This window comes from Brenneria goodwinii (assembly GCF_002291445.1).
GTDB lineage: Bacteria > Pseudomonadota > Gammaproteobacteria > Enterobacterales > Enterobacteriaceae > Brenneria > Brenneria goodwinii.
In genome coordinates this window covers 446986-472158 of sequence record NZ_CP014137.1, presented here as the reverse complement: position 1 = coordinate 472158, position 25173 = coordinate 446986, and the positions used below count along the sequence as shown (strand labels likewise).

The 25173-nt window shown below is 53.8% G+C and carries 19 protein-coding genes; 7 read left to right on the top strand and 12 right to left on the bottom strand.

The window, feature by feature from the left end; translation table 11 throughout:
- Positions 1-91: 91 nt before the first annotated feature.
- The 3 genes from ACN28R_RS02120 to ACN28R_RS02110 all read left to right on the top strand — a co-directional run bounded on the left by ACN28R_RS02120 (position 92) and on the right by ACN28R_RS02110 (position 3147).
- Positions 92-1228, top strand: coding sequence for an ABC transporter substrate-binding protein (locus ACN28R_RS02120; protein ID WP_095833433.1), 1137 nt, complete (start codon positions 92-94; stop codon positions 1226-1228).
- A gap of 96 nt (positions 1229-1324) precedes the next feature.
- Complete coding sequence (locus tag ACN28R_RS02115; protein WP_372490526.1) at positions 1325-2350, top strand: FecCD family ABC transporter permease; 1026 nt, start codon at positions 1325-1327, stop codon at positions 2348-2350.
- A gap of 8 nt (positions 2351-2358) precedes the next feature.
- On the top strand, positions 2359-3147 hold the full coding sequence (locus ACN28R_RS02110) for an ABC transporter ATP-binding protein (RefSeq protein ID WP_048639833.1): 789 nt from the start codon (positions 2359-2361) through the stop codon (positions 3145-3147).
- Positions 3148-3189: 42 nt separating this feature from the next.
- On the opposite strand, the gene ACN28R_RS02105 is transcribed toward ACN28R_RS02110, so the two are convergent.
- From ACN28R_RS02105 to glyA, 4 genes are all read right to left on the bottom strand, one after another.
- Positions 3190-4272 (bottom strand): nickel/cobalt transporter, encoded by a 1083-nt coding sequence (locus tag ACN28R_RS02105; protein ID WP_048637870.1) that lies wholly within the window; start codon positions 4270-4272, stop codon positions 3190-3192.
- On the bottom strand, positions 4263-4925 hold the full coding sequence (locus ACN28R_RS02100) for a DUF1007 family protein (protein WP_095833432.1): 663 nt from the start codon (positions 4923-4925) through the stop codon (positions 4263-4265). The genes ACN28R_RS02105 and ACN28R_RS02100 overlap by 10 nt, the downstream gene beginning before the upstream one ends.
- Before the next feature lie 16 nt (positions 4926-4941).
- Complete coding sequence (locus ACN28R_RS02095; protein ID WP_095833431.1) at positions 4942-6090, bottom strand: 3-phenylpropionate MFS transporter; 1149 nt, start codon at positions 6088-6090, stop codon at positions 4942-4944.
- A gap of 287 nt (positions 6091-6377) precedes the next feature.
- Positions 6378-7631 carry a serine hydroxymethyltransferase gene (gene glyA, locus ACN28R_RS02090; protein ID WP_095833430.1) on the bottom strand — a complete coding sequence of 418 codons (1254 nt, stop codon included), beginning with the start codon at positions 7629-7631 and terminating at the stop codon, positions 6378-6380.
- 526 nt (positions 7632-8157) lie between these two features.
- On the opposite strand from glyA, the gene paeY reads away from it, so the two are divergent.
- Positions 8158-9819, top strand: coding sequence for a pectin acetylesterase PaeY (gene paeY, locus ACN28R_RS02085; protein WP_095833429.1), 1662 nt, complete (start codon positions 8158-8160; stop codon positions 9817-9819).
- A gap of 177 nt (positions 9820-9996) precedes the next feature.
- On the opposite strand, the gene glnB is transcribed toward paeY, so the two are convergent.
- The 5 genes from glnB to purL form a co-directional block, all read right to left on the bottom strand.
- Positions 9997-10335 (bottom strand): nitrogen regulatory protein P-II, encoded by a 339-nt coding sequence (gene glnB / locus ACN28R_RS02080; protein ID WP_048637865.1) that lies wholly within the window; start codon positions 10333-10335, stop codon positions 9997-9999.
- A gap of 93 nt (positions 10336-10428) precedes the next feature.
- Positions 10429-11766: a two-component system response regulator GlrR gene (gene glrR / locus ACN28R_RS02075; RefSeq protein ID WP_095833428.1), complete on the bottom strand. Its 1338-nt coding sequence runs from the start codon at positions 11764-11766 to the stop codon at positions 10429-10431.
- Entirely contained in the window at positions 11763-12545 is a 783-nt protein-coding gene (qseG, locus tag ACN28R_RS02070) for a two-component system QseEF-associated lipoprotein QseG (protein WP_095833427.1), read from the bottom strand. Before qseG ends, glrR begins: the two co-directional genes overlap by 4 nt.
- 3 nt (positions 12546-12548) lie before the next feature.
- Positions 12549-13985: a sensor histidine kinase gene (locus ACN28R_RS02065; protein ID WP_095833426.1), complete on the bottom strand. Its 1437-nt coding sequence runs from the start codon at positions 13983-13985 to the stop codon at positions 12549-12551.
- 861 nt (positions 13986-14846) lie between these two features.
- Entirely contained in the window at positions 14847-18731 is a 3885-nt protein-coding gene (purL, locus tag ACN28R_RS02060) for a phosphoribosylformylglycinamidine synthase (RefSeq protein ID WP_095833425.1), read from the bottom strand.
- A 352-nt stretch (positions 18732-19083) separates the two neighbouring features.
- On the opposite strand from purL, the gene mltF reads away from it, so the two are divergent.
- Entirely contained in the window at positions 19084-20529 is a 1446-nt protein-coding gene (gene mltF, locus ACN28R_RS02055) for a membrane-bound lytic murein transglycosylase MltF (protein ID WP_095833424.1), read from the top strand.
- A 12-nt stretch (positions 20530-20541) separates the two neighbouring features.
- Here the strand turns inward: mltF and tadA are convergent, their stop codons facing one another.
- Positions 20542-21090, bottom strand: coding sequence for a tRNA adenosine(34) deaminase TadA (gene tadA / locus ACN28R_RS02050; RefSeq protein WP_048637859.1), 549 nt, complete (start codon positions 21088-21090; stop codon positions 20542-20544).
- 53 nt (positions 21091-21143) lie between these two features.
- Entirely contained in the window at positions 21144-21782 is a 639-nt protein-coding gene (yfhb, locus tag ACN28R_RS02045; RefSeq protein ID WP_048637858.1) for a phosphatidylglycerophosphatase C, read from the bottom strand.
- A 245-nt stretch (positions 21783-22027) separates the two neighbouring features.
- On the opposite strand from yfhb, the gene lapG reads away from it, so the two are divergent.
- Both lapG and lapD read left to right on the top strand, forming a co-directional pair.
- A complete protein-coding gene (gene lapG / locus ACN28R_RS02040) occupies positions 22028-22714 on the top strand; it encodes a cysteine protease LapG (RefSeq protein WP_095833423.1) in 687 nt (228 codons plus the stop codon).
- Between the two features lie 9 nt (positions 22715-22723).
- Positions 22724-24670 carry a cyclic di-GMP receptor LapD gene (gene lapD, locus ACN28R_RS02035; protein WP_095833422.1) on the top strand — a complete coding sequence of 649 codons (1947 nt, stop codon included), beginning with the start codon at positions 22724-22726 and terminating at the stop codon, positions 24668-24670.
- 92 nt (positions 24671-24762) lie between these two features.
- On the opposite strand, the gene ACN28R_RS02030 is transcribed toward lapD, so the two are convergent.
- Positions 24763-25107, bottom strand: coding sequence for a hypothetical protein (locus ACN28R_RS02030; protein ID WP_048637855.1), 345 nt, complete (start codon positions 25105-25107; stop codon positions 24763-24765).
- Positions 25108-25173: the final 66 nt, after the last annotated feature.

The following is a 25173-nucleotide window of genomic DNA, read 5'->3' as shown; positions in this document are numbered from 1 at the left end:
CTCTTCCATCCGCACGATAATTCCGTGAATATATGATAATGGTTATTAAAATCATTACTCTTCAACAACAGACAACATTAGGACAATGGCAATGCACAAGGAAACACTGTGTGGTCTTTTGCTGACCACGGCGCTCACCCTCCCCTTCACCAGCTACGCCACGCAATATCCGCTTACCGTTACGGATATGGACGGACGGAAGATCGAAATCGAACAGGAGCCCAAACGCATCGTCCTACAGGACGGCCGCGACATCATGTCGCTGGCGCTGCTCGACAGAGAGAATCCGTTTCAACGCCTGGTGGCCTGGAATAACCAGCCGAGAAAATCGGATAAAGCGACCTGGGCGCTGATGACAGACAAATGGCCGGAAGCCGACGCGATTATGGATATGGGCCTTGGCGACATGGGGGAAGTTGAACTGGAGAGCGTGCTGTCGAAGCAACCGGATCTGATGATCGCCCAGTTGCGTTCCAAACCGACTCTGACGGGCAGCGGCGTTATCGACAAACTGCAAGCGCTTAACATCCCGGTGGTGTTTGTCGATTATGAAGTCAATCCGGTTAAAAATACGGCGTCCAGTATTGATCTGCTGGGAAAAGTGTTAAACAAGGAAGACAATGCTAAAGCCTATACTGATTTTTATCGCCAGCATCTCACGGAGATACAAAAACAGACGGCGGCCCTGCCCGCCAAGGCAAACGTATTTGTCGAAGCCTGGGCCGGGCGTTCGGACTCCTGCTGCTTCAGCCATGCCCACAACGGCTGGGGAGGGCTGGTGGAAGCCATCGGCGCACGAAATATCGGTTCCGATATACTGCCAGGCGCCAATGGCTATGTCTCATTAGAGAAACTCATCAGTATGCAACCCGATGTTTACGTCATGACCGGCGCCAAACGTGGTAATAACAACGACGGCAACAGCGTGAATCCGCTGCCGTTTGGTCTCGGCGCCGACGGAAAAAGTATTGATAAGCAGGCCGTCATATTGCTAAACCGCGACGGGGTTAGCCAGATTCCGGCCGTGCGGCAAAAACGGGCATACGGTATCTATCATCAGTTCTATAATAATCCGTTCAATATTATTGGCATGGAATATCTGGCAAAGGCGATTTACCCGCAGCAATTTTCTGCGCTGAACCCGGATGAGAACTACCGCTATGTCATGCGTCATTTCACTGCGTTGCCCGGCAGCGATTTCATCTATTTTTGGAAACCGTCTGAGTAAGCGTTTATGAGCGTAACAACTGACCCTAAAATAGCCGACACGCCTCGCGTAGCCGAACAGGTTATTGCTGGAAATACTGTGTCCAGCAATAACGTGATGAGCGGCTATCGCCATATCATTCGCCGCCGGGTGACCGCCATCACGCTGCTGATTGCGGCAATTATCGGCTCCTTACTGCTGGATTTCACCATGGGTCCTTCGGGGCTGACGCTCGACGTGTTATGGCAAACGCTGATGCATCCCGCCAGCGCCGATGCGGGCACCCGGGTGATCGTCTGGGATATTCGTCTGCCTTACGCCCTGATGGCGATCGTCGTCGGGCTGGCCCTCGGGCTGGCCGGCGCCGAGATGCAAACCATTCTGAATAACCCGCTGGCCAGCCCCTTTACGCTGGGGGTATCTTCCGCCGCCGCGTTTGGTGCCGCTCTCGCCATCGTGCTGGGTATCGGCATTCCCGGTATTCCGGCTCAGTGGTTCATCTCCGCCAACGCGTTTCTTTTCGCCCTATTGGCCGCCCTGTTGCTGGACGGCATCACGCGCTGGACGCAGGTCGCCACGTCCGGCGTTGTGCTGTTTGGCATCGCGCTGGTGTTTACCTTTAACGCGCTGGTTTCCATGTTGCAGTTCGTCGCCAACGAAGACACGCTGCAAGGGTTGGTTTTCTGGACAATGGGCAGCCTGGCGCGGGCATCCTGGGAGAAACTGGGCATTCTGTTGCTTATCCTGATCGTGGTGATGCCGCTATCGCTGATGAGTTCCTGGAAACTGACGGCCTTGCGGCTCGGAGAAGATCGCGCCGTCAGCTTTGGCATCAACGTTCGCCGTCTGCGTCTGGCGACGCTGCTGCGCATCAGTATTCTCTCTGCGGTGTCCGTCGCCTTTGTCGGCCCCATCGGCTTTATTGGCTTGGTCGCGCCGCATATCGCCCGCTTGGTATTCGGCGAAGATCACCGTTTCTATCTGCCGGCCAGCGCGCTGTTCGGCGCATTGGTGCTTTCGCTCGCCTCCGTCGCCTCGAAAAATATGATCCCCGGCGTGATTATCCCTGTCGGGATCGTCACCTCGTTGGTTGGCGTTCCGTTCTTCCTCAGCATCATTCTGCGCCATCGGGGGAATGTATGAGCCAGCAGATATCATCAGGATTACGCATTTCCCATTTTCGTACCGGTTATCCTAAACGGCAGGTAATTCGCGATCTGTCCGTGCCTTTATTGCCCCGCGGCAAGATCACCGTACTGCTTGGTCCCAACGGTAGCGGCAAGTCCACGCTGTTACGGGCCATGGCCGGATTGAATCGTTCCGAGGGAGAACTGTGGCTGGATAACAGCGACCTAATGCAATTGCCGTTCGCCAAACGGGCGGAGAAAGTGGTTTACCTGCCGCAGTCGCTGCCGGCGGGCGTGCACCTGCATGTGCTCGAATCCATTATCGTCGCCCAACGGGCATCCGGCGGCCACCATAACGCCGAAAGCCAGGCTGAAGTGATGACGCTGCTGAAGCAGCTTGGTATTGAACATCTGGCGTTAAGCTATCTCGATCAGCTTTCCGGCGGGCAAAAACAGCTGGTCGGGCTGGCGCAGTCGTTAATTCGGCAGCCTTCGCTGTTATTGCTGGACGAACCCCTAAGCGCGCTGGATTTGAACTATCAGTTTCATGTCATGGATTTAGTCCGCAGAGAGACGCGCAAGCGGGACATTACCACAGTGGTCGTGGTGCACGATATCAATATCGCGCTACGCCATGGCGATCATGCGCTAATGCTGCAAAACGGCAATCTGATCGCGGATGGCGTCCCCGCCGATGTGATCAGTCCGGAAAGCCTGGCCGCGGTCTATGGGGTGAAAGGCCGTATCGAGCGCTGTTCGCAAGGCATTCCGCAGGTGATTATCGACGGCCTGGTGAACGAACCGGATAGTTAGTCACAGGGATACCGGCGGCAAACAGCGGCCGGTATCCTGATCTCAACCGGAGAACGGACGAATCCCTCCCATCATTACCGGCTGTGCGCTCAGATACAGCAGAATGCCGCTTCCGAGCAAGATAAGCCCTCCGGCCAACGACAGCAGCGATCCGGCAACGCGCCGCCAGAGAGATGGCGTACCCTTACCGCCTAACCGTTCGATCATCCGGCGGCAGTAAAATACCAGCAGCGCCAGCGTAGAAATGGTTAGCGCCGTTCCCAAAGCCATGACCAGCGCAGAGGCGATCCCCCAGAGAAATACGCCTATCACCTTAGAAAATAGCAATACCAGTATCGCCCCGGAGCATGGCCGCAATCCCATGGCTAACACGATCGTCAAACGCGTGCGCCAGTTGCCATCCTGATTAAGCTCCTCCTGGCTGGGAAGATGGCGATGACCGCATCCACACCCATTATGTTGACAGATATCAGCACGATGCCCGAGGTTCATCGCGCTAACGCCAACAGGGATTTTCAGTTGTGAATCATGCTGGCCTAGCGGCGTTAAACGTAAAATAGCGACAGGTTTCGCTCTGCGATGAAGCGTGGACGATAACCGTTGCAGCGCCCGGAAACAGAGTACCGCCCCCAGCACGGCGATCAGGATAAAGCTCCCCTTCTCCATCCAGAAACTGCTGCTATGCAACGTCCGGCTGGATAGCTGTAACACTCCCAGCACCACCGTCACCAGCAGCACGGCCACCATGCCCTGAACCAGAGAGGCGGCGCAGGTAAGTTTAAGACTGCTTTTCAACTTCGAAGGATGAGTGGCAAGATAGGTCATAATGACCACTTTGCCATGTCCGGGCCCGACGGCATGCAACACGCCATACACCAGACTGAACGCCATCAAACCCAGCCCGGCCCGATGCGGTTCTGCCGCAACCATCTGTAATAGGTGCGACATCTGCTGATGCAGCGACTTTTGCCAGACGGCGCTTTGCAACAGGATATGCGACCAATAGGCAACCGCCCAGTGTAAAGCCAGAGCGAGCAGGAGTATAAATAGCCACAGCGGCCACAGGCCGATCAAGCGGCCGGCGGATGATTTTCGGCGTAGGGTATCGCTCACATTCAATGACATTGCAACGTCACTCGCTGGGCAAACTGTTTTCCGAGTTCCATATCTTCATCCGGCGCATCGGCTTTATCCAGAGACAGGGCGTAAGACTGCAAATCAGCATCCGGTTTTGGCGTCTCCAGCGTTGTTTTACAACGCGAAGCTAAGGAAGGCGCCAGCTTTATCGCCTTATCATTCTCATAAGACATATCGACAAAATAGGTGGGGTCATACGTAGAGATCAGCAGCGGTTTCCCCGCCAAGGGCTGCGGATGGGCCAGCGGCAAGACAAACTCCAGCACGGCCTGATTACCTTTACGGGAAAGGTGATACTCCGTCGGCATCGGCGCATATTTCACCGGTTGGCTATCTCGATAAATATCGGTGAAGTAATGCTGTCCCAACACATTCGCCATCACTTCCGCAGCCAGTTTCTTCCATATTTCGGACTCTTTTTCCGCCTCGCCGGCATCGTACAACAGATCGGCCGACGTAATGGGATCCATGGTCCACTGCATCCGCAAACCGGTAATCTGTTCGTTCTGACTTTCGATGGTTGTTTGCATATCAATAAAGCTATGTGGATGAGCAAATGCAGGCTGGCTGCCAAGCGCCACGCTTGCCGTCAACAGCGTGATTCGTCTGCACCAGCGAATTAACCGATTATAATGTAACATTCAGTCCTCATGCGTTTCAGGCAGCCCGCCGGCTGACGGAAGGACGGACAAACAGCGCCGGAACAGCCAGCATCGCCATCACCCAAAAGGTTCCGTTCTGTAAATGTTCGAACAAGAAGCCGGACACCACCGTCATCAACGCAATGCTTCCGCCCATCGCCAACGCTGAATAAACGGCCTGCAAACGTAAGACTTCGCCACCGGTACGGGCCGCAATAAATCGCATCGCCGCCAGATGACAAACGGTGAAGGTTCCGCAGTGCAATATCTGTATCACAATCAACCACGGAAGCGCCACTGTCGACCCCATCAGCGCCCAACGCACCACCCCGCAAACGGCGGAAAGCAAGAGTAGATTTCTGGCGCTCCAGCGCCGGAACAGACGTTGGCTAAAGGTGAAAATGATAATTTCAGCCACGACGCCCAACGACCAGAGATAACCGACGGTCGCCGCGGAATACCCCGCATTCTGCCAGTAAATCACACTGAAACCGTAGTATGCCGCATGCGCCCCCTGTAACAGGGACACGCAGAGTAGAAAACGCCACACCGAAGGTTCCCGAAACAAGGTTTTCCAGGGCGTGACCGTCACAGACTGCGCTGCCGATGCGGCGGCTTCCGGCATCACGCTGGGCCGAAATAACATACATAGAAACATGGCGACCAACCCGGCGCTCAGGATCGCCAGAATCGCCGAATGCCCCCAGACGGCCGCCAGTTGGCCGGTTACGGCGGAACCAATGACAAAAGCGATCGATCCCCAGACCCGCACCTTGCCATAATCCATGGCAATCTGCCGTTGCCAGATAGCCGCCAATGCATCCGTCAATGGCACCAATGGAGCAAAAAACAGATTAAAACCGATCATCACCAACATAAGCCACAGCCAGGCATTGCCTAACCAGAAACCAACAGATAGCCCCAGCGCCAGCAGTCCTAATATCCGCAAGACCAGAATCAGTTTCGACGGATCCTTAACGCTGGGCGTAATCACCAGGCTGCCGACGAAACGGGCGACCAGACCGATGCCCAGCAATAGCCCGATGGATTCGGCGGAAAGCCCCTCGCCTTTTAACCAACCGCCCCAGAACGGCAGAAAAATGCCATAACAGAAAAAGTAAGTGAAGTAGCTTAGCGCCAGCCAGCGAGTTGATTGCAGTACCATGGGTTCTCCCTCTTTGGCTGGCTACTCTGTCAGAGTGCGGAGGTCGGCGCAATGCGCCGGGCGCGATTTTTAACGTCGTTTGCGGCGGCCGGAAGGCCGGTCCCAGGAACGGAACGAATAATGCGGGGATCTTCTTAATGGTTAACCATTTGATTAAAATCAGATTCCCGCCTATTTGAGAATAACAGATTTATAGACCAGGTGTTTGTCATCAAACTAAAACGCCAGCACAAGGCTGGCGTTTGAAGATCTCCCCCGACAGAAGTTATCAGAGGAAAATCCGTGGATTATGCGTAAACCGGGAAGCGGGCGCAGATATCCAGAACTTTCTGCTTCGTACGCTCAATAACGGCTTTGTCATTGATGTTGTCCAGCACATCACAAATCCAACCGGCCAGCTCGCGGACTTCAGCTTCTTTAAAACCACGGCGGGTCGCCGCCGGCGTACCGATACGCACACCGGAAGTCACGAACGGGCTCTTGGGATCGTTCGGCACGCTGTTTTTGTTAACCGTGATATTGGCGCGGCCCAACGCGGCATCGGCCTCTTTACCCGTGATATTTTTGCTCACTAAATCCAGCAAAAACAGGTGGTTGCTTGTTCCACCGGAAACCACGTCGTAACCACGGGACAGGAACACCTCAACCATGGCTTTGGCGTTCTTCGCCACCTGCTGTTGATAGATCTTGAATTCAGGCTCCATCGCTTCTTTCAGCGCAACGGCTTTACCCGCGATAACGTGCATCAGCGGGCCGCCCTGTCCGCCAGGGAAGACAGCGGAATTCAGTTTCTTGTACAGATCTTCGTCGCCGCCTTTCGCCAGAATCAAACCACCGCGCGGGCCTGCCAGCGTTTTGTGCGTAGTGGTCGTCACGATATGGGCATGCGGAATCGGAGACGGATAAACATCGGCGGCAATCAAACCGGCTACGTGCGCCATATCGACAAACAGATAAGCGCCGATGCTATCTGCGATTTCACGCATTTTCGCCCAGTCAACCACGCCGGAATAGGCAGAGAAACCGCCAACAATCATTTTGGGCTTGTGCGTGCGGGCCAGTTCCGCCATCTCGTCGTAATCGATCTTGCCGTTTTCGTCGATACCGTAAGGGATGACGTTATAAAGTTTACCGGACAGGTTTACCGGCGATCCATGAGTCAGGTGACCGCCGTGCGCCAGGTTCATACCCAGAATGGTATCGCCCGGCTGCAGCAGCGCGGTATAAACGGCGAAGTTAGCCTGAGAGCCTGAGTGCGGCTGTACGTTGGCGTAATCTGCGCCGAACAGCGCTTTAGCGCGATCAATAGCCAGTTGCTCAACCACATCGACGTATTCACAGCCGCCGTAATAACGTTTTCCCGGATAACCTTCAGCATATTTGTTCGTTAGCTGAGAACCCTGCGCCTGCATGACACGCGGACTGGTATAGTTTTCCGATGCAATCAGTTCAATATGCTCTTCCTGACGCACGACTTCTTGCTGCATTGCTTGCCACAGCTCAGCATCATAATCGGCAATGTTCATTTCACGCTTTAACATCCGCATCTCCTGACTCAGCTAACTTAAATAGATTAAAAAATAATCACCCGTTCGGGCACTGGCCTATAGTGTAAACCGTTTCTCCCTAATGAAGATAGGTCTTGACAGAGGTTTTTACGCAAACGATTAGCTACAGACAGCGCAAGGGCTGAGCGGGTTTTCCTCATTGAAGGGAAAGCGGAGTTTTCTTCATTTCCAACCTGTTTTTTCTTCATGTTGATACCACAACCGCAGCATAAATAGGGCCGCTAACGATGGAGATCACACCTCGATAAGCATCGCCCTCCCGATACCGTTCATAACGATATCGGTCATAAAAAGAACCCACGGCAATGAAAATCGGATTTTATTGCAGATGAATAAAAACGCCATATTTCTACGGAATTTAGACATCATCCCGGGCAAAATTAGGTGCATAATAAAAAGCCTCAGCCTTTTAACGAAGCTAATCCGGCAAGACCTTTAGCGACGTGTAGAACTTGCAAAAAGTGTTTTTTGATTCTTGTAACAAAGGATATGTCCAATCATGTTGAAACGTTGTTCTGATAGTGTGGCTTTCGCAATATTATTTTCCGTTCCCTGGTTACCGGCACATGCAGAATCATCCGTCGCTGCGCAAAAAACAAAACAACAAAGCGCTATCGAAACATTAACCAGCATCAAGCTGGGAGAGAAAACAACCCTGACAGGCCGCGTGACGCACCGTGAGATTCATCTGCCGGCAACCATTATCATCCGCGATCAGCTAGGCCAGCGCAGGCAAGGACAAACCGATGAGCAAGGTAACTATCATCTTGATATTTCAGGACTGTCATCACCGCTGCGTCTTCTAGCCATTGAGTCCGGCGGCACCAATTGCCAGCTCGACAACGTTCCGCGGGCAATCTGTCTGAATGCGCTGGCGCCTTCGTTGCAATCCGGTCATGAGAATATTGTCAATATTAACCCGCTGACCGACCGTATCGTCTCCGACGTCGCCGTCGCCGCGGGTTATATCGGCCCCCAACAATTGACTGACTATTCCGCGTCGCCGACGCTGGATAACGCCGCCTTGAAAAAGGCTTATGCCGCATTCCACGCGGGATTCAATTCCGCATTAAAACAAACCGGTATTACCTCACCCGCACGTTTTGATCCCCTCACCTATCCCGCCGCCCAGCAGGACGCCGTCACCAAAATTATCAATGTGATTAACCACAACCGTAATTACGACAATAACACCGGCTACTCGGGACATACCGTGCTGACCGACAGCGTTTTTCGACCAATCGTGGGCCTATACGGCCAGGGAGCCTATGAACCGCTGGATTATCACTTCGCCCGTCAGCATCTGGACGCGATCCAAAAAGCGCAGACGCGGATTTTTCTGGTAGGGGATTCTACCGCGGCGGCTTACGAAAAAGCCCGCTTGCCGCGGATGGGATGGGGTCAGGTTTTTGAACAGCAGTTCCGTACCGATAGCGGAGTAAAAGTCGTCAATGGCGCCCGCGCCGGCCGCGGTTCACGCGATTATTTCTACGAAGGCTGGTTTCGCCAGATGCAGCCGCTGATGAAAGCGGGCGATTTTCTCTTCATCCAGATGGGGAACAATGATCAGAATTGCAACAGCGCCAGACCAGAGCGCGGCACCGCCGATGTCGCCAATCTGTGCACCTATCCCAATGACGCAACGGGCAAAACCCAATCCCCTCCGGGGAAGTCCGACATGTCGTTTCAAACGTCGCTGGAACGTTATGTCAATTTCGCCCGCCAACATCAGTTAACGCCGGTACTGCTCACGCCGACAACCCGTGTCCGTACGGCAGACGGTAAAATCGGCACGCCCGTCGTACATAATCACTTTACAACACAGAATGCCGAAGGCGGATATGCATTTATCGGCGACTACAGCCAGACCATCAAAAACACCGCCACAGCCAATAAGGTCATTTTGCTGGACATCGAACCTGCGACGATCGCGCTGGCCAATCAGGGGAATAGCAATCATTGGAAGCAGTACTGGCTGGCGGTCGATCCCGCGCGTTACCCTTTTTACCGTAATCAGACCGGCAGCCTGACTAAACCGGATCCCGTGCATTTTCAGCAACGAGGCGCCATCGCCGTTTCCGCAATCGTCGCGGATGCGATTCGCAAGACGCCGGAGTTAAAAACATTGGCAGATAAACTGGTCGTCAAGAGCAAAAAATAATCCCAAGCATCCGCTATGCGCGCATCTTGCTGATTATATAAGGAAAGCGGCGGCCATAATAAAGTCTTAACCTACAACCCGTCATGCCCGCAAAGGCGGGCATCTCCAGTGGCGCCGAACGACCAGCAGAAGCAGATCCCCGCCTACTGACGCGGGGATGACGGAAATGGGGCGCCGTCAGATCGCCTCTTCATCTTCTTCGCCGGTACGGATACGCACGACGCGGGCGACATCAAAGACGAAAATTTTACCGTCGCCGATTTTACCGGTCTGCGCCGTATGCATGATCGTTTCCACGCAGGTGTCGACAATATCATCACCTACGATGATCTCAATCTTCACCTTGGGCAGAAAGTCGACCATATACTCAGCGCCACGATAAAGCTCGGTGTGGCCTTTCTGGCGACCAAACCCTTTCACTTCCGTTACCGTCATCCCAGTGATGCCCACTTCAGCTAACGCCTCACGTACATCGTCCAGTTTGAACGGCTTAATAATCGCATCAATTTTTTTCATCGAAGAACCTTAGTAATACCTATGTTGCGGCCAGAGCCGGGCATTAGCGAGAATAAAAAGATTGTCAGAATCCAGTCCTACAATCTATTAGCATTATTCCTTAAAATCGTTGGCGTCCAAATCATGACGCCCCAACAGTTTATAGAATTCAGTCCGGTTACGTCCCGCCATACGCGCGGCCTGCGTGACATTGCCTTTGGCTATCTGTAACAGTTTACGCAGGTAGTTCAATTCGAACTGATGGCGGGCCTCAACAAACGTCGGTAACGCGGTATTTTCACCTTCCAGCGCCTGTACGACCAGCGCCTCGCCGATCACCGGGGCGCTGGTCAGCGCAACGCACTGTTCAATCACATTAACCAGTTGCCGGACGTTACCCGGCCAGCTTGCCGTCATCAACCGTTTCATGGCATCGGTTGAGAAAGATCGCACAAAAGGCTTATGTCTGGCGGCCGATTCCCGCAGCAGATGATTAGCCAATAGCGGGATGTCTTCCGCTCGTTCGTGCAGAGCGGGCAGCTTCATATTGACGACGTTCAGCCGATAATAGAGATCTTCGCGGAACTCGCCTTTTTCCATGGCTTTCGGTAAATCACGGTGGGTGGCGGAAATAATCCGCACATTAATGTCCAGATCGCGGTTGCTGCCCAGCGGGCGCACCTTGCGCTCCTGTAAAACCCGCAACAGCTTGACCTGCAACGAAATCGGCATATCGCCGATTTCATCTAAAAACAGCGTACCGCCTTCCGCGGCTTGAAACAGCCCTTCCCGGCTGCTGACGGCGCCGGTAAACGCCCCTTTGGCGTGACCAAATAATTCAGACTCCAACAAGGGTTCGGGTAAAGCGCCGCAATTAATGGCGATAAACGCTTTTTTCGCCCGCGGACTGGCGGCATGGATCGCCTGAGCCAATACCTCTTTCCCGGTACCGCTTTGACCATTAATCAAAACGCTGACATCCGACTGAGCAACCATCTTGGCCTGTTCCAGCAGGCGCAGCATCAACGGACTGCGGGTCACAATGGTTTCACGCCAGCTTTCATCGCCAACCGGCGCGGATAAGGCCAAGGCTTCATCAATGGCTTTGTACAAGGCGTCGCGATCGACCGGTTTGGTCAGAAAACTGAATACCCCTTGCTGCGTTGCCGCCACGGCGTCAGGAATAGAACCATGGGCCGTCAGAATAATCACCGGCATCCCCGGCTGGTAGCGCTGTATTTCAGAAAAGAGCGCCATGCCGTCCATCTCATCCATGCGAAGATCGCTAATCACCAGATCGAACTGTTCTTTGGTTAGTAGGCGCAACGCTTCCTGACCGCTTTCCGCCGTCATCACGCTGAAACCTTCACTGGTCAGACGCATCCCTAATAGCTTTAACAGGCTGGGGTCGTCGTCCACCAGTAACAAATTCGCCGCTTTGCGGACTGTCATTGGTTTTTCGGCTCCTTGGTCGTCGAGTTATCACGCCCCGCGCCCGCATTATTGCGATGATCGGGATCGTTATCCGGCATTTCCCCAGATAGCTGCTTACGGGTCGAAAGCTGACGTTCGATATCCGTTAGGTTTTCCAGCTTCTGCCTGGTGGTTTCAAGCTGATATTGTAATTGCTTTTGCTCGGTTTGCAGTGACTCCAGCTGTTTATCCGTCGACTCCTGCAGCCGCTTATAGCGTAAGCGTTCATCGGATAACGCCAGAAACAGCGTCTGCCTGTCGCGCCAGGTCTGCATCAACGGACGCAATGCGGCGGGAAAGTCGAGGCGAAACAAATTGATTCTTTCCAGCATCTGCCGCCGCTCTGCCTGCGAGATGCCGGCGTTATCCAGCAAAATGCCCTGTTTGAACGCGTTCTCCCAATCGCCGCCGGCCACTAGCTGAGCTTCCTCGCGCGCCTGATTCTGGGTCAACCGGCCGGCGCAATCCATCGCTCGCAGCCAGTACAGCGCATTGTCCATCGCATCCCGATCGCTCACTTGCCAAAGGTGTTCACACTGCGCCACCCGATAATCGGTCACCTGCTCTTTCGGCGTTAAGTTCTCCACGTCTTGCGGCGATATGTGGCCGCCTACATTATTGCTACAGGCGGTCAATAACCCTATCGCCAATAACGGCAGGGATGGCATCGCCACGGCCTTTAACACGCGGCTGAAAGACACATCGAAGATGGCGGACGGAATATGCAGCGGGCAAAGACGGGCGAACCATACGTTCATTATCTATTCATTCTCGGAAGTTAATGGCAATTCAATACGAAAACAGACGTCAGCGTAATCAACAGATATCAGGCTTAATTCGCCATGCATGCGACGGATACAATCACGAGCGATACTCAGCCCCAGTCCGCTGCCTTTTACCGCGCCTTTACGCTGATGGCTCCCCTGGTAAAAGGGTTCAAAAATCATGCTATGCTCCGCGTCGGGAATCGGTATGCCGCTATTGGCGACATCGATCTGAACCCGATTTCCCGTCAGACGACTCTGGATCCAAATGTTACCGGATTCCTCGCCATAGTGCACCGCATTGGAATAGAGATTGTCGATGACCCGCATCAATAGCGTCGTCTCTGCCCAACAGTATTCAGACTCCAGTTCGATATCGGTATGAATCATTTTGGTTCGGGCTGGCAAACTATGGGACGACACGACGATATCGACGATTTCTTCAATGTCGACTCGTTCCAACTCCGTCGGCGCATCCGCCAGTTTACGGTTATAGTCCAGTAGCTGATCTATCAATTGCAGCAGATGCCGGCTGCTGCTGTCCAGAATGGACACCACTTCTTTCTGATCGGCGGTCAACGGCCCCGCCACCTCATCAGCCAGCAGTTCCGTACCTTCACGCAGGCTCGCCAGCGGCGTTTTCAACTCATGGGAAATATGTCGGAGAAACTCATGCCGTTGCGACTCCAGCCAGGAAAGCCGCTCGCTCAACCAGATAATGCGTTGCGCCAGCGAACGAATTTCGCGCGGTCCTTTAAAGGTACTGGTATTTCCCAACGATCGCCCTTCTCCTAGGCGATTGATCATGCGCTCGACGCCATTGACCGGGCCGATAATCATACGGGTAAACAGAACGACCAGTATCAGACTCACCAGAAACAACAGTAACGACTGCCAGCCAAAAAACTGACCGCGCTCAGCAATCGCCTGTTGCAACTGTTGCCCACGAGAAAACACCACTTCGCGAGTCATCTGGATCATTTGTCCGTTTGCGCGGGAGAAATTCTCCAATAGCGCGGATGCCGCCTGGTCAGGACCGCTATTGTGGCAGTGTAATTCCGTAAGCTGGGTTAGATACTGACGCAGCGTTTGATAATAACGCTGATCGGGCAGGACGGAAGCGTGCGAGTCCAGCATTTGAGAATACTGATTACGCTGATTCTGGTAGAGCGTCGCCAGCGTTTGATCATCCAGCACACAATACTGACGATAGCTACGTTCCATGGCTAACGCTACGCTGGTCATGGCCTCACTTCGCCGGGCATCTCTTGACGTCGTCCGGTTGATCTCCGCGGCCTGTTCGCTGAGCGTATCCAGGCTTTGATACGCCTGATAAGCCAGTACCAATAACGGCAACAGCACCAGCAAAAACGCCATAATGACCAACTGCCGTAAAGAACGCGGGAATAAACGCCATCGTTTCAGGGAAATCATCTCGCTACCTATCGCTCCGCTCTGATGCCAACTGAGGATTATAGAAATGTCGGGAACGTTTTTATACGCCGCATTGCGACGGCCCAAAAGCCAAAAGACACAGGATAAACGAAGGTGATCATCAACAGGAGAGAAATACGGGCTGGAGATTGACATTCCGCGATCGGAAAAGAGGTTCTTCCGACCGCGGAACTGAATAGGTGGTGCCTCACTCAACGTGTCGCCCGATGTTTGATAAAGTCGGCTTGCGCATACTGTTATCGTTCTGCTGGACGATAGGCACCTTTTCTTTTGGCGTCATTCCAGGTGTTATGAGCGAAAGTCTCTGCCAATCAGCAGCGCAATCATAACCAGTTGAATGAGCAACGACAGTTATCTTGCACCTTTCATGCCAACTCTAATAGATAAAACATAAATCATTAATTTATAACAAATTAATATTGATTATTCACTTACCCAGCCGCGCTAAAAATTCGATCAATAGAGTGAACATCCATTATATGTCGTCAAAAACAGACACTTTTCCTAACGCCGGGGCCAGTGCATATAAATCAGCTAGTTAAATGTCTCCTATTAGAGACATTTAACTAGCTGATTGTCGTAAAAACACGACAGTGAAGATAAGACCTGGCTATTTGTAAAGATTTGTCATGCCTGAGAAGGCGGGCATCAACCCATGCCTGCTGCCGGTTTCAGTAGGCGATCCCCGCCTACCACCACAGGCATGACGAGGAGTAGCAGGGGTGACGAATCATTAGCCGGGATAATGGATCGATGCAGCAGTAAAAGTGACAACCATAAGGCTGGTTTGCCGGCAGACCTAAGGGGCCAAAGCCCCTTACAGTTTTACTCAAGCCGAAATTATCCCAACTGCTTACGCGCGTTGCGGAACATACGCATCCATGGGCTATCCTCGCCCCAGGCTTCCGGGTGCCAGGAGTTGCTGACGGTACGGAATACGCGCTCAGGGTGCGGCATCATGACCGTCGCCCGGCCGCTGGCGCTGGTCACCGCAGTGATGCCGTTTGGCGAGCCATTCGGGTTAGCCGGATAATTTTCCGTCGTCTGACCATGGTGATTCACATAGCGCAACGCCACCAGATTATGCTGCTCCAGCGCGGCCAGATGAGCGCCATCACGGACTTCAACCAGACCTTCGCCGTGTGAAACCGCGATGGGCATGCGAGAACCCGCCATGTCATTCATAAACAACGATGGGCTCTTCTCGACCGTCACCAGACTAAAGCGAGCTTCAAAACGCTCCGATTTATTCTTGACGAAACGCGGCCAGAGTTCGGCTCCTGGAATCAGCTCTCTCAGATTCGACATCATCTGGCAACCGTTACATACCCCCAGCGCCAGCGTCTGCGGACGCTGGAAGAACGCCGCAAACTCATCGCGTACCCGGGAGTTGAAGAGAATGGACTTCGCCCAGCCTTCACCCGCGCCCAGTACGTCGCCATAAGAGAAACCGCCGCAGGCAACCAGCGTATGGAAATCTTGCAGATCCCGCCGCCCAGCCAGCAGGTCGCTCATATGCACGTCGACGGCGTCAAAACCGGCTCGATGAAAAGCCGCCGCCATTTCAATATGAGAGTTGACGCCTTGTTCACGCAACACCGCCACTTTCGGGCGAGCCTGTTTGGCGATATAAGGCGCGGCAATATCTTCCTGCGGCTCAAAGGTGAGCACCACATTCAGACCGGGATCGTTGTCATCCTGCTTGGCGGTATGCTCTTGATCGGCGCACTGTGGATTATCGCGCAGTCGCTGCATCTGCCAGGTGGTTTCCGCCCACCAGGTACGCATGGTGTTGCGGCTTTCGCGGTAAATCACTTCCTCGCCACGCGTAATAATAAAGCGGGCGCCCTCTTCAGCACGGCCGAGATAATGGACACAGTCCGCCAAACCATGCTGGGCCAGTACGCCTTCCACTTCCGCCCGGCGCGAGGCCGGAATCTGAATAACCGCCCCCAGCTCTTCATTGAACAGCGTCGCCAGCGTATCTTCGCCCTGCGTGGAAATATCAACCTTCACGCCACAGTGCCCGGCGAATGCCATTTCAGCCAGCGTGACCAATAGGCCGCCATCCGAACGGTCGTGATACGCCAGCAATGCCTTATCGGCCACCAGCTGTTGCAGCGCATTAAAGAAGCCCGCCAATTGCTGCGCATTGTGAACATCCGCGGTTTTTTGGCCTAACTGACGGTAAACCTGAGCCAGTGCCGTAGCGCCCAGCGCTTTGTGCCCGGCGCCCAGGTCGATCAGCAACAGGGCGTTGTCCTGATCGATACGCAACTGCGGCGTCACCGTATTGCGGACGTCTTCGACGCGGGCAAAAGCAGAAATCACCAGTGACATCGGCGAGGTAATAGCGCGTTCTTCCCCGTTTTCCTGCCAGCGGGTTTTCATCGACATGGAGTCCTTGCCGACGGGAATCGTTAACCCCAGCGCCGGACAAAGCTCTTCGCCAATCGCTTTCACCGCATCGTAAAGCCCGGCGTCTTCCCCAGGATGCCCTGCCGCCGCCATCCAGTTTGCCGAGAGCTTAACGCGAGTCAGAGGACCGATGTGGGTCGCGGCAATGTTGGTCAACGCTTCACCAACCGCCAAGCGCGCGGACGCGGCGAAATTACGCAACGCCACGGGCGCGCGTTCGCCAATCGACATCGCCTCGCCGTAGTAGCTATCCAGGCTCGCCGTCGTTACCGCGCAATCGGCAACCGGCACCTGCCATGGGCCGACCATTTGATCGCGGGCGACCATACCGGTAACCGAACGGTCGCCAATGGTAATCAGGAAGGTCTTTTCCGCCACCACCGGCAAATGCAGCACGCGCTCGACGGCTTCAGCCAGATAAATGTCATCACGTTTTAACGGGGCGCCTTCCACCTGTTTGCGTTCAACGTCACGCAACATTTTCGGCGTTTTACCCAGCAAAACATCCAGCGGCAGATCGATTGGCTGATTATTGAAATGGCGGTCGTTCAACGTCAGGTGCTGTTCTTCCGTCGCCTCGCCAATCACCGCGTAGGGCGCGCGTTCACGACGGCAGATTTCATCAAACAGCGCCAGTTGCTCCGGCGCGACCGCCAGCACATAACGCTCTTGCGACTCGTTGCACCAGACTTCCAGCGGGCTCATGCCCGGTTCGTCATTTAAAATGTCGCGCAGCTCAAAACGGCCGCCGCGGCCGCCGTCACTAACCAGTTCCGGCATCGCATTGGACAAGCCGCCTGCGCCCACGTCGTGAATAAACAAAATCGGATTCTGTTCGCCCAACTGCCAGCAGCGATCGATCACTTCCTGACAACGGCGCTCCATTTCCGGGTTATCACGCTGAACGGAGGCAAAATCCAGGTCGGCGTCAGACTGGCCGGAAGCCATTGACGACGCCGCCCCGCCCCCCAGTCCGATATTCATGGCCGGGCCGCCCAGCACGATCAATTTGGCGCCGATGCTGATTTCGCCTTTTTGCACGTGGTCGGCGCGGATGTTGCCGATACCGCCCGCCAGCATGATAGGTTTGTGATAGCCACGCAGCTCGGCGCCGTTGTGGCTGTCCACCCGCTCTTCATAAGTCCGGAAATAGCCGGTCAGCGCAGGGCGCCCGAATTCATTATTAAACGCCGCGCCGCCCAATGGGCCTTCAATCATGATGTCCAGCGCGCTGACGATACGATCGGGCTTGCCGAAATCTTCTTCCCACGGCTGTTCAAAACCGGGGATACGCAGGTTGGAAACGGAGAAGCCGACCAGGCCCGCCTTGGGTTTAGAACCACGGCCGGTGGCGCCCTCATCACGAATCTCGCCGCCGGAGCCGGTTGCCGCGCCCGGCCAGGGTGAAATCGCGGTCGGATGGTTGTGGGTTTCCACTTTCATCAGGATATGCGCATCTCCCTGATGATAATCATAGTTCCCCTGCGTATCGGCATAGAAACGCCCAACGGCGGAGCCTTCCATGACTGCGGCGTTATCTTTATAGGCCGATAACACATGATCCGGCGTATGGACGAAGGTGTTTTTAATCATCTTAAACAGCGACTTCGGCTGTTCAACGCCATCAATCACCCAGTCGGCGTTAAAGATTTTATGACGGCAGTGTTCGGAGTTCGCCTGCGCGAACATGTAAAGCTCGATATCCGTTGGGTTACGTCCCAACTTATTGAACGCCGCCAGCAGATAATCGATTTCGTCTTCCGCCAACGCCAGCCCCAACCGGATATTCGCTTCCTCCAGCGCCTGACGGCCGCGTAACAAGATCTCGATGCGTTTTAACGGCGCCGGCTGCTGATGGGAGAAGAGTTGCTCCGCCTGCTGCATTTCGTCAAAAACGCTTTCCATCATGCGGTCATGCAGCAACGCCCCCAGTTGCCGCCACTGTTCATCGCTCAACGTCGGCGCATGAATATAAAAAGCCAGGCCGCGTTCCAGGCGTAACACCTTGTTCAACCCGCAGTTACGCGCGATATCGGTCGCTTTGGAAGACCAGGGGGAAATCGTACCGGGACGGGGAGTCACCAACAGCAAACGGCCTTGCGGCTCATGTTCAGCGAGAGAAGGACCATACTTCAGCAAACGTGTCAGTTTGGCCAGTTCATCGTTGTTCAGTGGTGCGTTGACATCGGCAAAATGCACGTATTCGGCATAGATATCGCTAATCGGCAAAAAGTGCTCTTTGCACCGGACAAGCAGTTTATTAATACGAAAAGCCGACAAAGCAGGTGAACCACGCAGTATTTCCATAATCTAAAGTTCTCTCGTCTTCGATGCACTGACTGTTGTGCAGTCGTTGGGCGCTACAGGGGGGAAACGCGCGTCATTATAGAGAATCCTTCCTCCGGACGAAACCGTTTGCGTTGCTATTGTTGAACATCACATTACGGCACTGATTGATCATTAAGCAAATCAATAAAAGTTGCACACTGCGGTTTTGTTACGCAAAATGCCCCGACTCCGGGACTTTTCGTATAAAAAATCGTCGGGAGCGATTTTCAACGCCGCTTGCGGCGGCCCGTAAGGGTGACGGGCAAGGATAGCTCACCATAAAAAAAGGCCGCAACAAAGACAAGTTGGCAAGCCGCCGAGAGACTATTATTTGAAGCGTTTAAAATTAAATTATTTTTTCATTGGGGTTATCACGTTACTGCTGGCGCTGGCCTTATGGCCAAATATCCCCTGGCGCAGTAGTCAGGACGTTCAGCTCAGACAGATCCTCGCACGCGGCGAGTTGCGTATCAGTACCGTCAATTCGCCATTGACTTACACGACCAGCAACGGCTCCCCGGTAGGTCTTGATTATGAACTGGCAAAACGTTTCGCCGATTATCTCGGCGTCAAGCTGGTGGTGTCGTCACGTAAGAATCTTGACGAGCTGTTTGACGATCTGGATAACAACGACGCGGACATACTGGCTGCCGGACTGATTTACAATCACGAGCGTCTTGAACGCTTTCGCGCCGGGCCAACCTACTATTCCGTCTCACAGCAGTTGGTATACCGCCTGGGCAATACCCGCCCCAAAACGATGGAAAAATTAAGCGGCCGCCTGGCGGTGACGTCAGGCTCGGCGTATATCGCCACATTACGCGATCTGAAAGCGGATAAGTATCCGCAACTGAATTGGGAGTCAGCCTCCGATCTAACCACTCAGGAACTGCTGAAACAGGTCGCTGACGGCAAACTCGACTATACGCTGGGGGACTCGGTCACTGTTGGCTTAATGCAGCGGATTCATCCGCAGCTTGCCGTCGCCTTCGATCTCAGTGATGAAGAGCCGGTCACCTGGTACATGAAACGTTCGCACGATGATAGCCTGTCGGCGGCGTTACTGGATTTTTTCAGTCGTGTCGTTGAAGATGGCACCCTCGCCCGTTTGGAAGAAAAATATCTGGGTCATGTCGGCGAATTTGATTACGTTGACACCACCACATTTCTCAGCGCCATTGACGAAATATTACCCGATTTTCGGCCGCTATTTGAAAAACATGCGACCGATATTGATTGGAAACTCCTGGCTGCCATTTCCTACCAGGAGTCACACTGGAATCCGCTGGCGACCTCGCCGACCGGCGTGCGTGGGCTGATGATGCTTACCCGCAATACCGCGGAAAGCCTGGCGGTTACCGATCGCCTCGATCCCGAGCAAAGTATCCGTGGCGGCGCGCAATATATGTTCCATATGATGCAGAAAATGCCGGATACCATCCCTGAGGATGAGAAAATCTGGTTTGCGCTGGCGGCTTATAATATGGGATACGCGCATTTGCTGGACGCCCGTAAACTGACCGCAAAACAGAACGGCAATCCTGATAGCTGGGTTGATGTGAAGATACGTCTGCCGATGCTTAGCCAGAAGCGTTACTACGCGCAGACCACATACGGTTATGCGCGCGGACAGCAGGCCTATAACTATGTGGAGAACATTCGCCGCTATATGGTGAGCCTTGAGGGATATTTGCTGGAAAAAGAAGCCAGGGCAAAACTGAAATTGTTATCGGCGCAGGCTTATCCGGTCGTTCCGCCCAATAGGGTGCCGGAATAAGCAACGCGGCGCTTAGTCCGCGGCGTTTTTCCCCGCCGCGCGCCTCGCTTTATGCTGCTCGCGCCGCAGACGGAAAAAGGCGCTCAGCATGGCGGAACACTCCGCGGCCAGCACGCCGGAATCAATGATTATCTGATGATTCATTCCGGGATGACGCAAAATATCCACCAGCGAGCCGGCCGCGCCGGTTTTTTCATCCGCCGCGCCGTAAACCAGCCGGCCAATACGACTGTGGATCATCGCACCGGCGCACATAATGCAGGGCTCCAGCGTTACATACAGGGTAGTGTTCAACAGGCGGTAGTTCTGTAACACCGCCCCCCCTTGGCGCAGCGCCATGATTTCAGCATGCGCGGTAGGATCGTGATGACCAATCGGTCGATTCCAACCTTCACCTATCGCCTGTCCCTCCTGAACCAGCACCGCGCCAACCGGCACTTCGCCTTCATCCTGAGCGCGCCGGGCCAGCGTCAAAGCATGACGCATCCAATATTCATCATCCAATTCGCGGCTCACGATATCCTCTTGCGCTATTTCATCAGTAATTTTTGCGGCGGGCATTATATATCAAGTTGCCGGCGTGTTGGCTCCCCTGACGCTCGCCAGAACAAGAATTACTCCAACTGTTGCAGGCTGCCGTTCGGCATCACGCGCCAGCGATGCTCGCAAAAATAGAGCAGCGGGTTATCCTGCTTGCTGTCGCTGTAGCCGCTATAAAGCCTTAATGGCGTGCCCAGGCGGCGTTCCAACTGAATGACTTTTTCCTGTCCCAGGCAGCGCAATGCCAACACCCATCCGCCGCCGCGCCGCGTTATCTGACTTCCCATCAGCCGGACGCCAGGCAAAAAAGCAGAATCAGAATAAACCTGCTCCACCAAACGCTGAGGAGAGCCGGTTACCAACCAAACTTGAGTATGGGTATCCTGTAAGTACTCGTTTAAACGCTGATGCACCTGTGGAAAAGGCGTCACCTGGCGGCGAAAAGCATTCACAAACTGCTTTTCCAGTTGGACAAGATGTTCCTCATGGCGGCCAAAGGTAATGGCCCACAGCAACCAGCTCATCGGCCAGCGGGCGGCGCGGCCACGCACCAATAAACCCAAGCCGATAACCGGCAATAAAGGAAGGACAACAATAAGGTTAAGCGGTAACCGCCTAAGCAGAAAGCGCAGAAAACTACCAAACATGTCCTGCCGATGCAATGTGCCGTCTAAATCAAAAAACACAATGCGCAGGTCTGGCTTGTCACTCAAAACATCACTCCTCAGTGCGCTGTAGTAAATACTTTAGTAAATAAAGACGATATTTTAGCGGGTGGGAATGCTGACAAAGTATCATTCGCGTTATTCCTGTTTTCCCTCACGTCGCCCTGCCGCCATAGTAATCGTTTTTTACCATTATGAATGTAAGATATTCCGCAACCCTATATAATCTAATATCTAATTGATTCGTTTCCAGGCTGGCGAAGCGTGCCCGACGGGCAAACAGAGAAACATTCGTGCAATACCACTTGCCTAAGGCATCCTATTACAAGCTTTTCCTTATCTGCTGTCTGTTGCTACTGCTGGCGGGTTACCTGCGTGCAGATTGGGATTTTCCTCTTATTGCTCAGCGGACGGAACAGCTTTACGGCCCCGCTTCGCCAGAAGCCAGGCGTCGAATTAATGAATGGCAGGAGTTGCTGACTATCCAGCGTAATGCGGATGAACAAAAACAGCTGGAGGCGGTGAATCGTTTTTTTAATGACCGTTTGCTGTTTCGCGATGATATCGTCATATGGAATCAGGATGATTACTGGGCCAGCCCTATAGAAGCGCTGCGCAAAGGCGCGGCGGATTGCGAAGATTACGCTATCGCCAAATACTTTACTTTACGCCATTTAGGCGTGGCGAGCGACAAACTGCGCATCACTTACGTAAAGGCGCTGCGTCTCAATAAAGCCCACATGGTGCTTACCTATTATCCAACGCCGACTTCAATCCCGCTGGTGCTGGATAACCTGAAGAACAACATTCAACCTGCGACCCAACGCACCGACTTGCTGCCGGTTTACTCCTTTAATGGGGAGGGATTATGGCTACCGGGGGCAAGCGGCAACAAGCGAGTGGGCGACAGCAAACGACTTTCACGCTGGCAGGATTTATTAACCAAAATGCGTGCCGAGGGATTTTCAATTGAGGAGTAGGATGAGGCTATGTCTCTATACAAACAATTACTGATAGCCATCTGCCTGTTCGTGCTGATTATTTTCAGCGGAAGTTTTTTCGTCAGCCTGGAAAACTCTCGCGAGCAATATAATAACCAGCTTCGTTCCCATGCACAGGATGCGGCGACCGCGCTCGGCCTGTCCCTGACGCCGAATATTGACGATCCGGCGATGGTGGAACTGATGGTCAGTTCCATCTTTGACAGCGGCTACTTTTACAGCATTCGCGTGCGCGATTTAAAAACCAATCACATCACGTTGGAGCGTATGGCGTCACCGGAAGTGCCCGATGTCCCGACCTGGTTCGTCCGGCTGGTCAACCTTCAGCCCGGCGCGGGCGAGGCCATCGTCATGCGCGGCTGGGAACAGGCGGCAAAGGTGGAGGTGGTCAGCCATCCCATGTTCGCCATCACCCGCTTGTGGAAAAGCAGTTTCGCCACGCTGATCTGGCTGCTGGGTTGCGCTACGCTCGGGGTCTTGCTCGGTGCGATATTGCTGCGCCGCCAGTTGCGCCCGCTGAATTATATCGTGGAACAGTCTTTGGCCATTACCCGCCGCGAGTTTCTCAGCCAGCCCGATTTACCCAGCACGCCGGAGTTCCGCCGGGTGGCGCAGGCGATGAACCTGATGGTCAGCAAGCTCAAAACATTATTTGAGGAAGAGGCCGAACGAAGCGAACGTTTACGTCAGGATGCCTACCAGGATGCGCAGACCGGTCTGGCTAATCGCCGCGCTTTCGATATCCAATTTCAAGACAAACTCGCCGATGATGAAACCTCGCCGGGCTTTCTGCTTATGATCCGCGTCCAGGATCTATCCGGTATGAATCAGCGGCTGGGAGGGCAACGCACCGATGCGCTGTTGGCCTCCATCGGACAGATCATCCGCAATATACAGAAGCAACATGTCAACACGGAAAGCCTGTCCGCCCGTATTCGCGGCGGCGAGTTCGCCCTACTTTGCCCCGGACTGGTAGAGAAGGAAGCCTTTGTCCTGATAGACGAACTGACACGCAACATTGAAAGCCTGTATTTAACCGGTGAAACCGACGTATCCCCGGTCGCCAGATTTTGTATGGTGCCATTCCGCCCCGGCGACAGCACACAATCGCTGCTGATACATGGCGACCAGGCGCTGACCAGCGCCGAACGTCATTCCGACAAAACGACCGTCGATCTCCTCCAGTCGCCAGCGGAACAGGTAGAAACCGACCGGCACATGTGGTTTAGCCGGCTGGAGTCCATACTGGAGCAGGAGCAACTACAACTTTTTCTACAACCGGTAGTGGAGTGCCTTAATCCGAATAAGATTCTGCATCACAAGGTGCTGGCTAGAATTGAAGATGAACAGGGAAACAGCATTGCCGCAGGCCACTTTCTTCCCTGGGTGCAGCGCTTCGGCTGGAATACCCGGCTGGATCGGGTGATATTGAAACAGGTATTGAATTATTTACGTCAACACGAAGAGACGCTGGCGTTAAGCCTCTCCTACGACACGGCCCTTGACCTGCCCTTAATGGCTCAATTACTGGCGCCGCTGAAAAATCAGCCGCATCTGGCCAAACGCCTGATCGTGGAATTAGACGAGAATCAGTTGCCGGATTCCATTCAGTTTGACGCCTTAATCAAACTGCTGAACGAATATGGCTGCGCGCTGGGGCTTCAGCACTTCGGCGGTCGTTTCAATATGATCGGCAACTTATCGCAGTGGGGTCTGGCTTACTTAAAAGTAGACGGTAGCTATATCCGCAATATCGACCGTGAAGCGGACAAAAAAATGTTTATTGAAGCCATGTACCGGGCAACCAATAGCATTGCGCTGCCGCTTATCGCCGAACGAGTGGAAACCGTCGGCGAGTTGAGCGTGCTTCAGGAAATGGGGCTGCAAGGCGCAATGGGCCGTTTATTGGGAGAGCCGGCGCCAGCCGCGAAGTGACGGGTTACAGGTTATAATGGTTGAGGGAGACGCCCGCCAGCGTCTCCCTCGCTATGCGGGCAAAGGCCAATCTCATCATGCTATGACAATACTCAGAACATAGCATCGTCGTCATCACTGATTAACTTGTTCAATCCGCCGTTCAAGGCTTCACGCGCCTGCGCCCGGCCAATCAGTTTCAGCTGCGCCGCCGTCGGGAAATCGGTAATGTTGATGACGCCTTTATCGATTAATACCTGAATCAAATCTTCAAGCACCCGCACCATTTCCAGGTCGCTTTGACGCAGCTGTTGCAAGCCAGCCACCGCCGTTTTATGACTTTCGTACCACGCCAATGCCTCTGTCGAGTCGTCAGCGAGTTCACCACTCATTTCGGGAAAAGGCCGTTCCTCAACCCTGATTAGATGGCCATTACTATCACGCTGGATATAAAACATACGCAGAGACCTTATTAATCATGCTTGATAAAAGAAAGGAACCTCATTACCAGAGGTTCCCGTCTA

Coding starts and splice junctions, on each gene's coding strand:
- ACN28R_RS02095 (WP_095833431.1), bottom strand. CDS start 6,090: ATGGTACTGCAATCAACTCGCTGGCTGGCGCTAAGCTACTTCACTTAC.
- tadA (WP_048637859.1), bottom strand. CDS start 21,090: ATGCCCGCCGCAAAAATTACTGATGAAATAGCGCAAGAGGATATCGTG.
- ACN28R_RS02030 (WP_048637855.1), bottom strand. CDS start 25,107: ATGTTTTATATCCAGCGTGATAGTAATGGCCATCTAATCAGGGTTGAG.
- paeY (WP_095833429.1), top strand. CDS start 8,158: ATGTTGAAACGTTGTTCTGATAGTGTGGCTTTCGCAATATTATTTTCC.
- ACN28R_RS02100 (WP_095833432.1), bottom strand. CDS start 4,925: ATGTTACATTATAATCGGTTAATTCGCTGGTGCAGACGAATCACGCTG.
- lapD (WP_095833422.1), top strand. CDS start 22,724: ATGTCTCTATACAAACAATTACTGATAGCCATCTGCCTGTTCGTGCTG.
- ACN28R_RS02065 (WP_095833426.1), bottom strand. CDS start 13,985: ATGATTTCCCTGAAACGATGGCGTTTATTCCCGCGTTCTTTACGGCAG.
- ACN28R_RS02120 (WP_095833433.1), top strand. CDS start 92: ATGCACAAGGAAACACTGTGTGGTCTTTTGCTGACCACGGCGCTCACC.
- glrR (WP_095833428.1), bottom strand. CDS start 11,766: ATGACAGTCCGCAAAGCGGCGAATTTGTTACTGGTGGACGACGACCCC.
- glyA (WP_095833430.1), bottom strand. CDS start 7,631: ATGTTAAAGCGTGAAATGAACATTGCCGATTATGATGCTGAGCTGTGG.
- ACN28R_RS02115 (WP_372490526.1), top strand. CDS start 1,325: ATGAGCGGCTATCGCCATATCATTCGCCGCCGGGTGACCGCCATCACG.
- purL (WP_095833425.1), bottom strand. CDS start 18,731: ATGGAAATACTGCGTGGTTCACCTGCTTTGTCGGCTTTTCGTATTAAT.
- glnB (WP_048637865.1), bottom strand. CDS start 10,335: ATGAAAAAAATTGATGCGATTATTAAGCCGTTCAAACTGGACGATGTA.
- ACN28R_RS02105 (WP_048637870.1), bottom strand. CDS start 4,272: ATGTCATTGAATGTGAGCGATACCCTACGCCGAAAATCATCCGCCGGC.
- qseG (WP_095833427.1), bottom strand. CDS start 12,545: ATGAACGTATGGTTCGCCCGTCTTTGCCCGCTGCATATTCCGTCCGCC.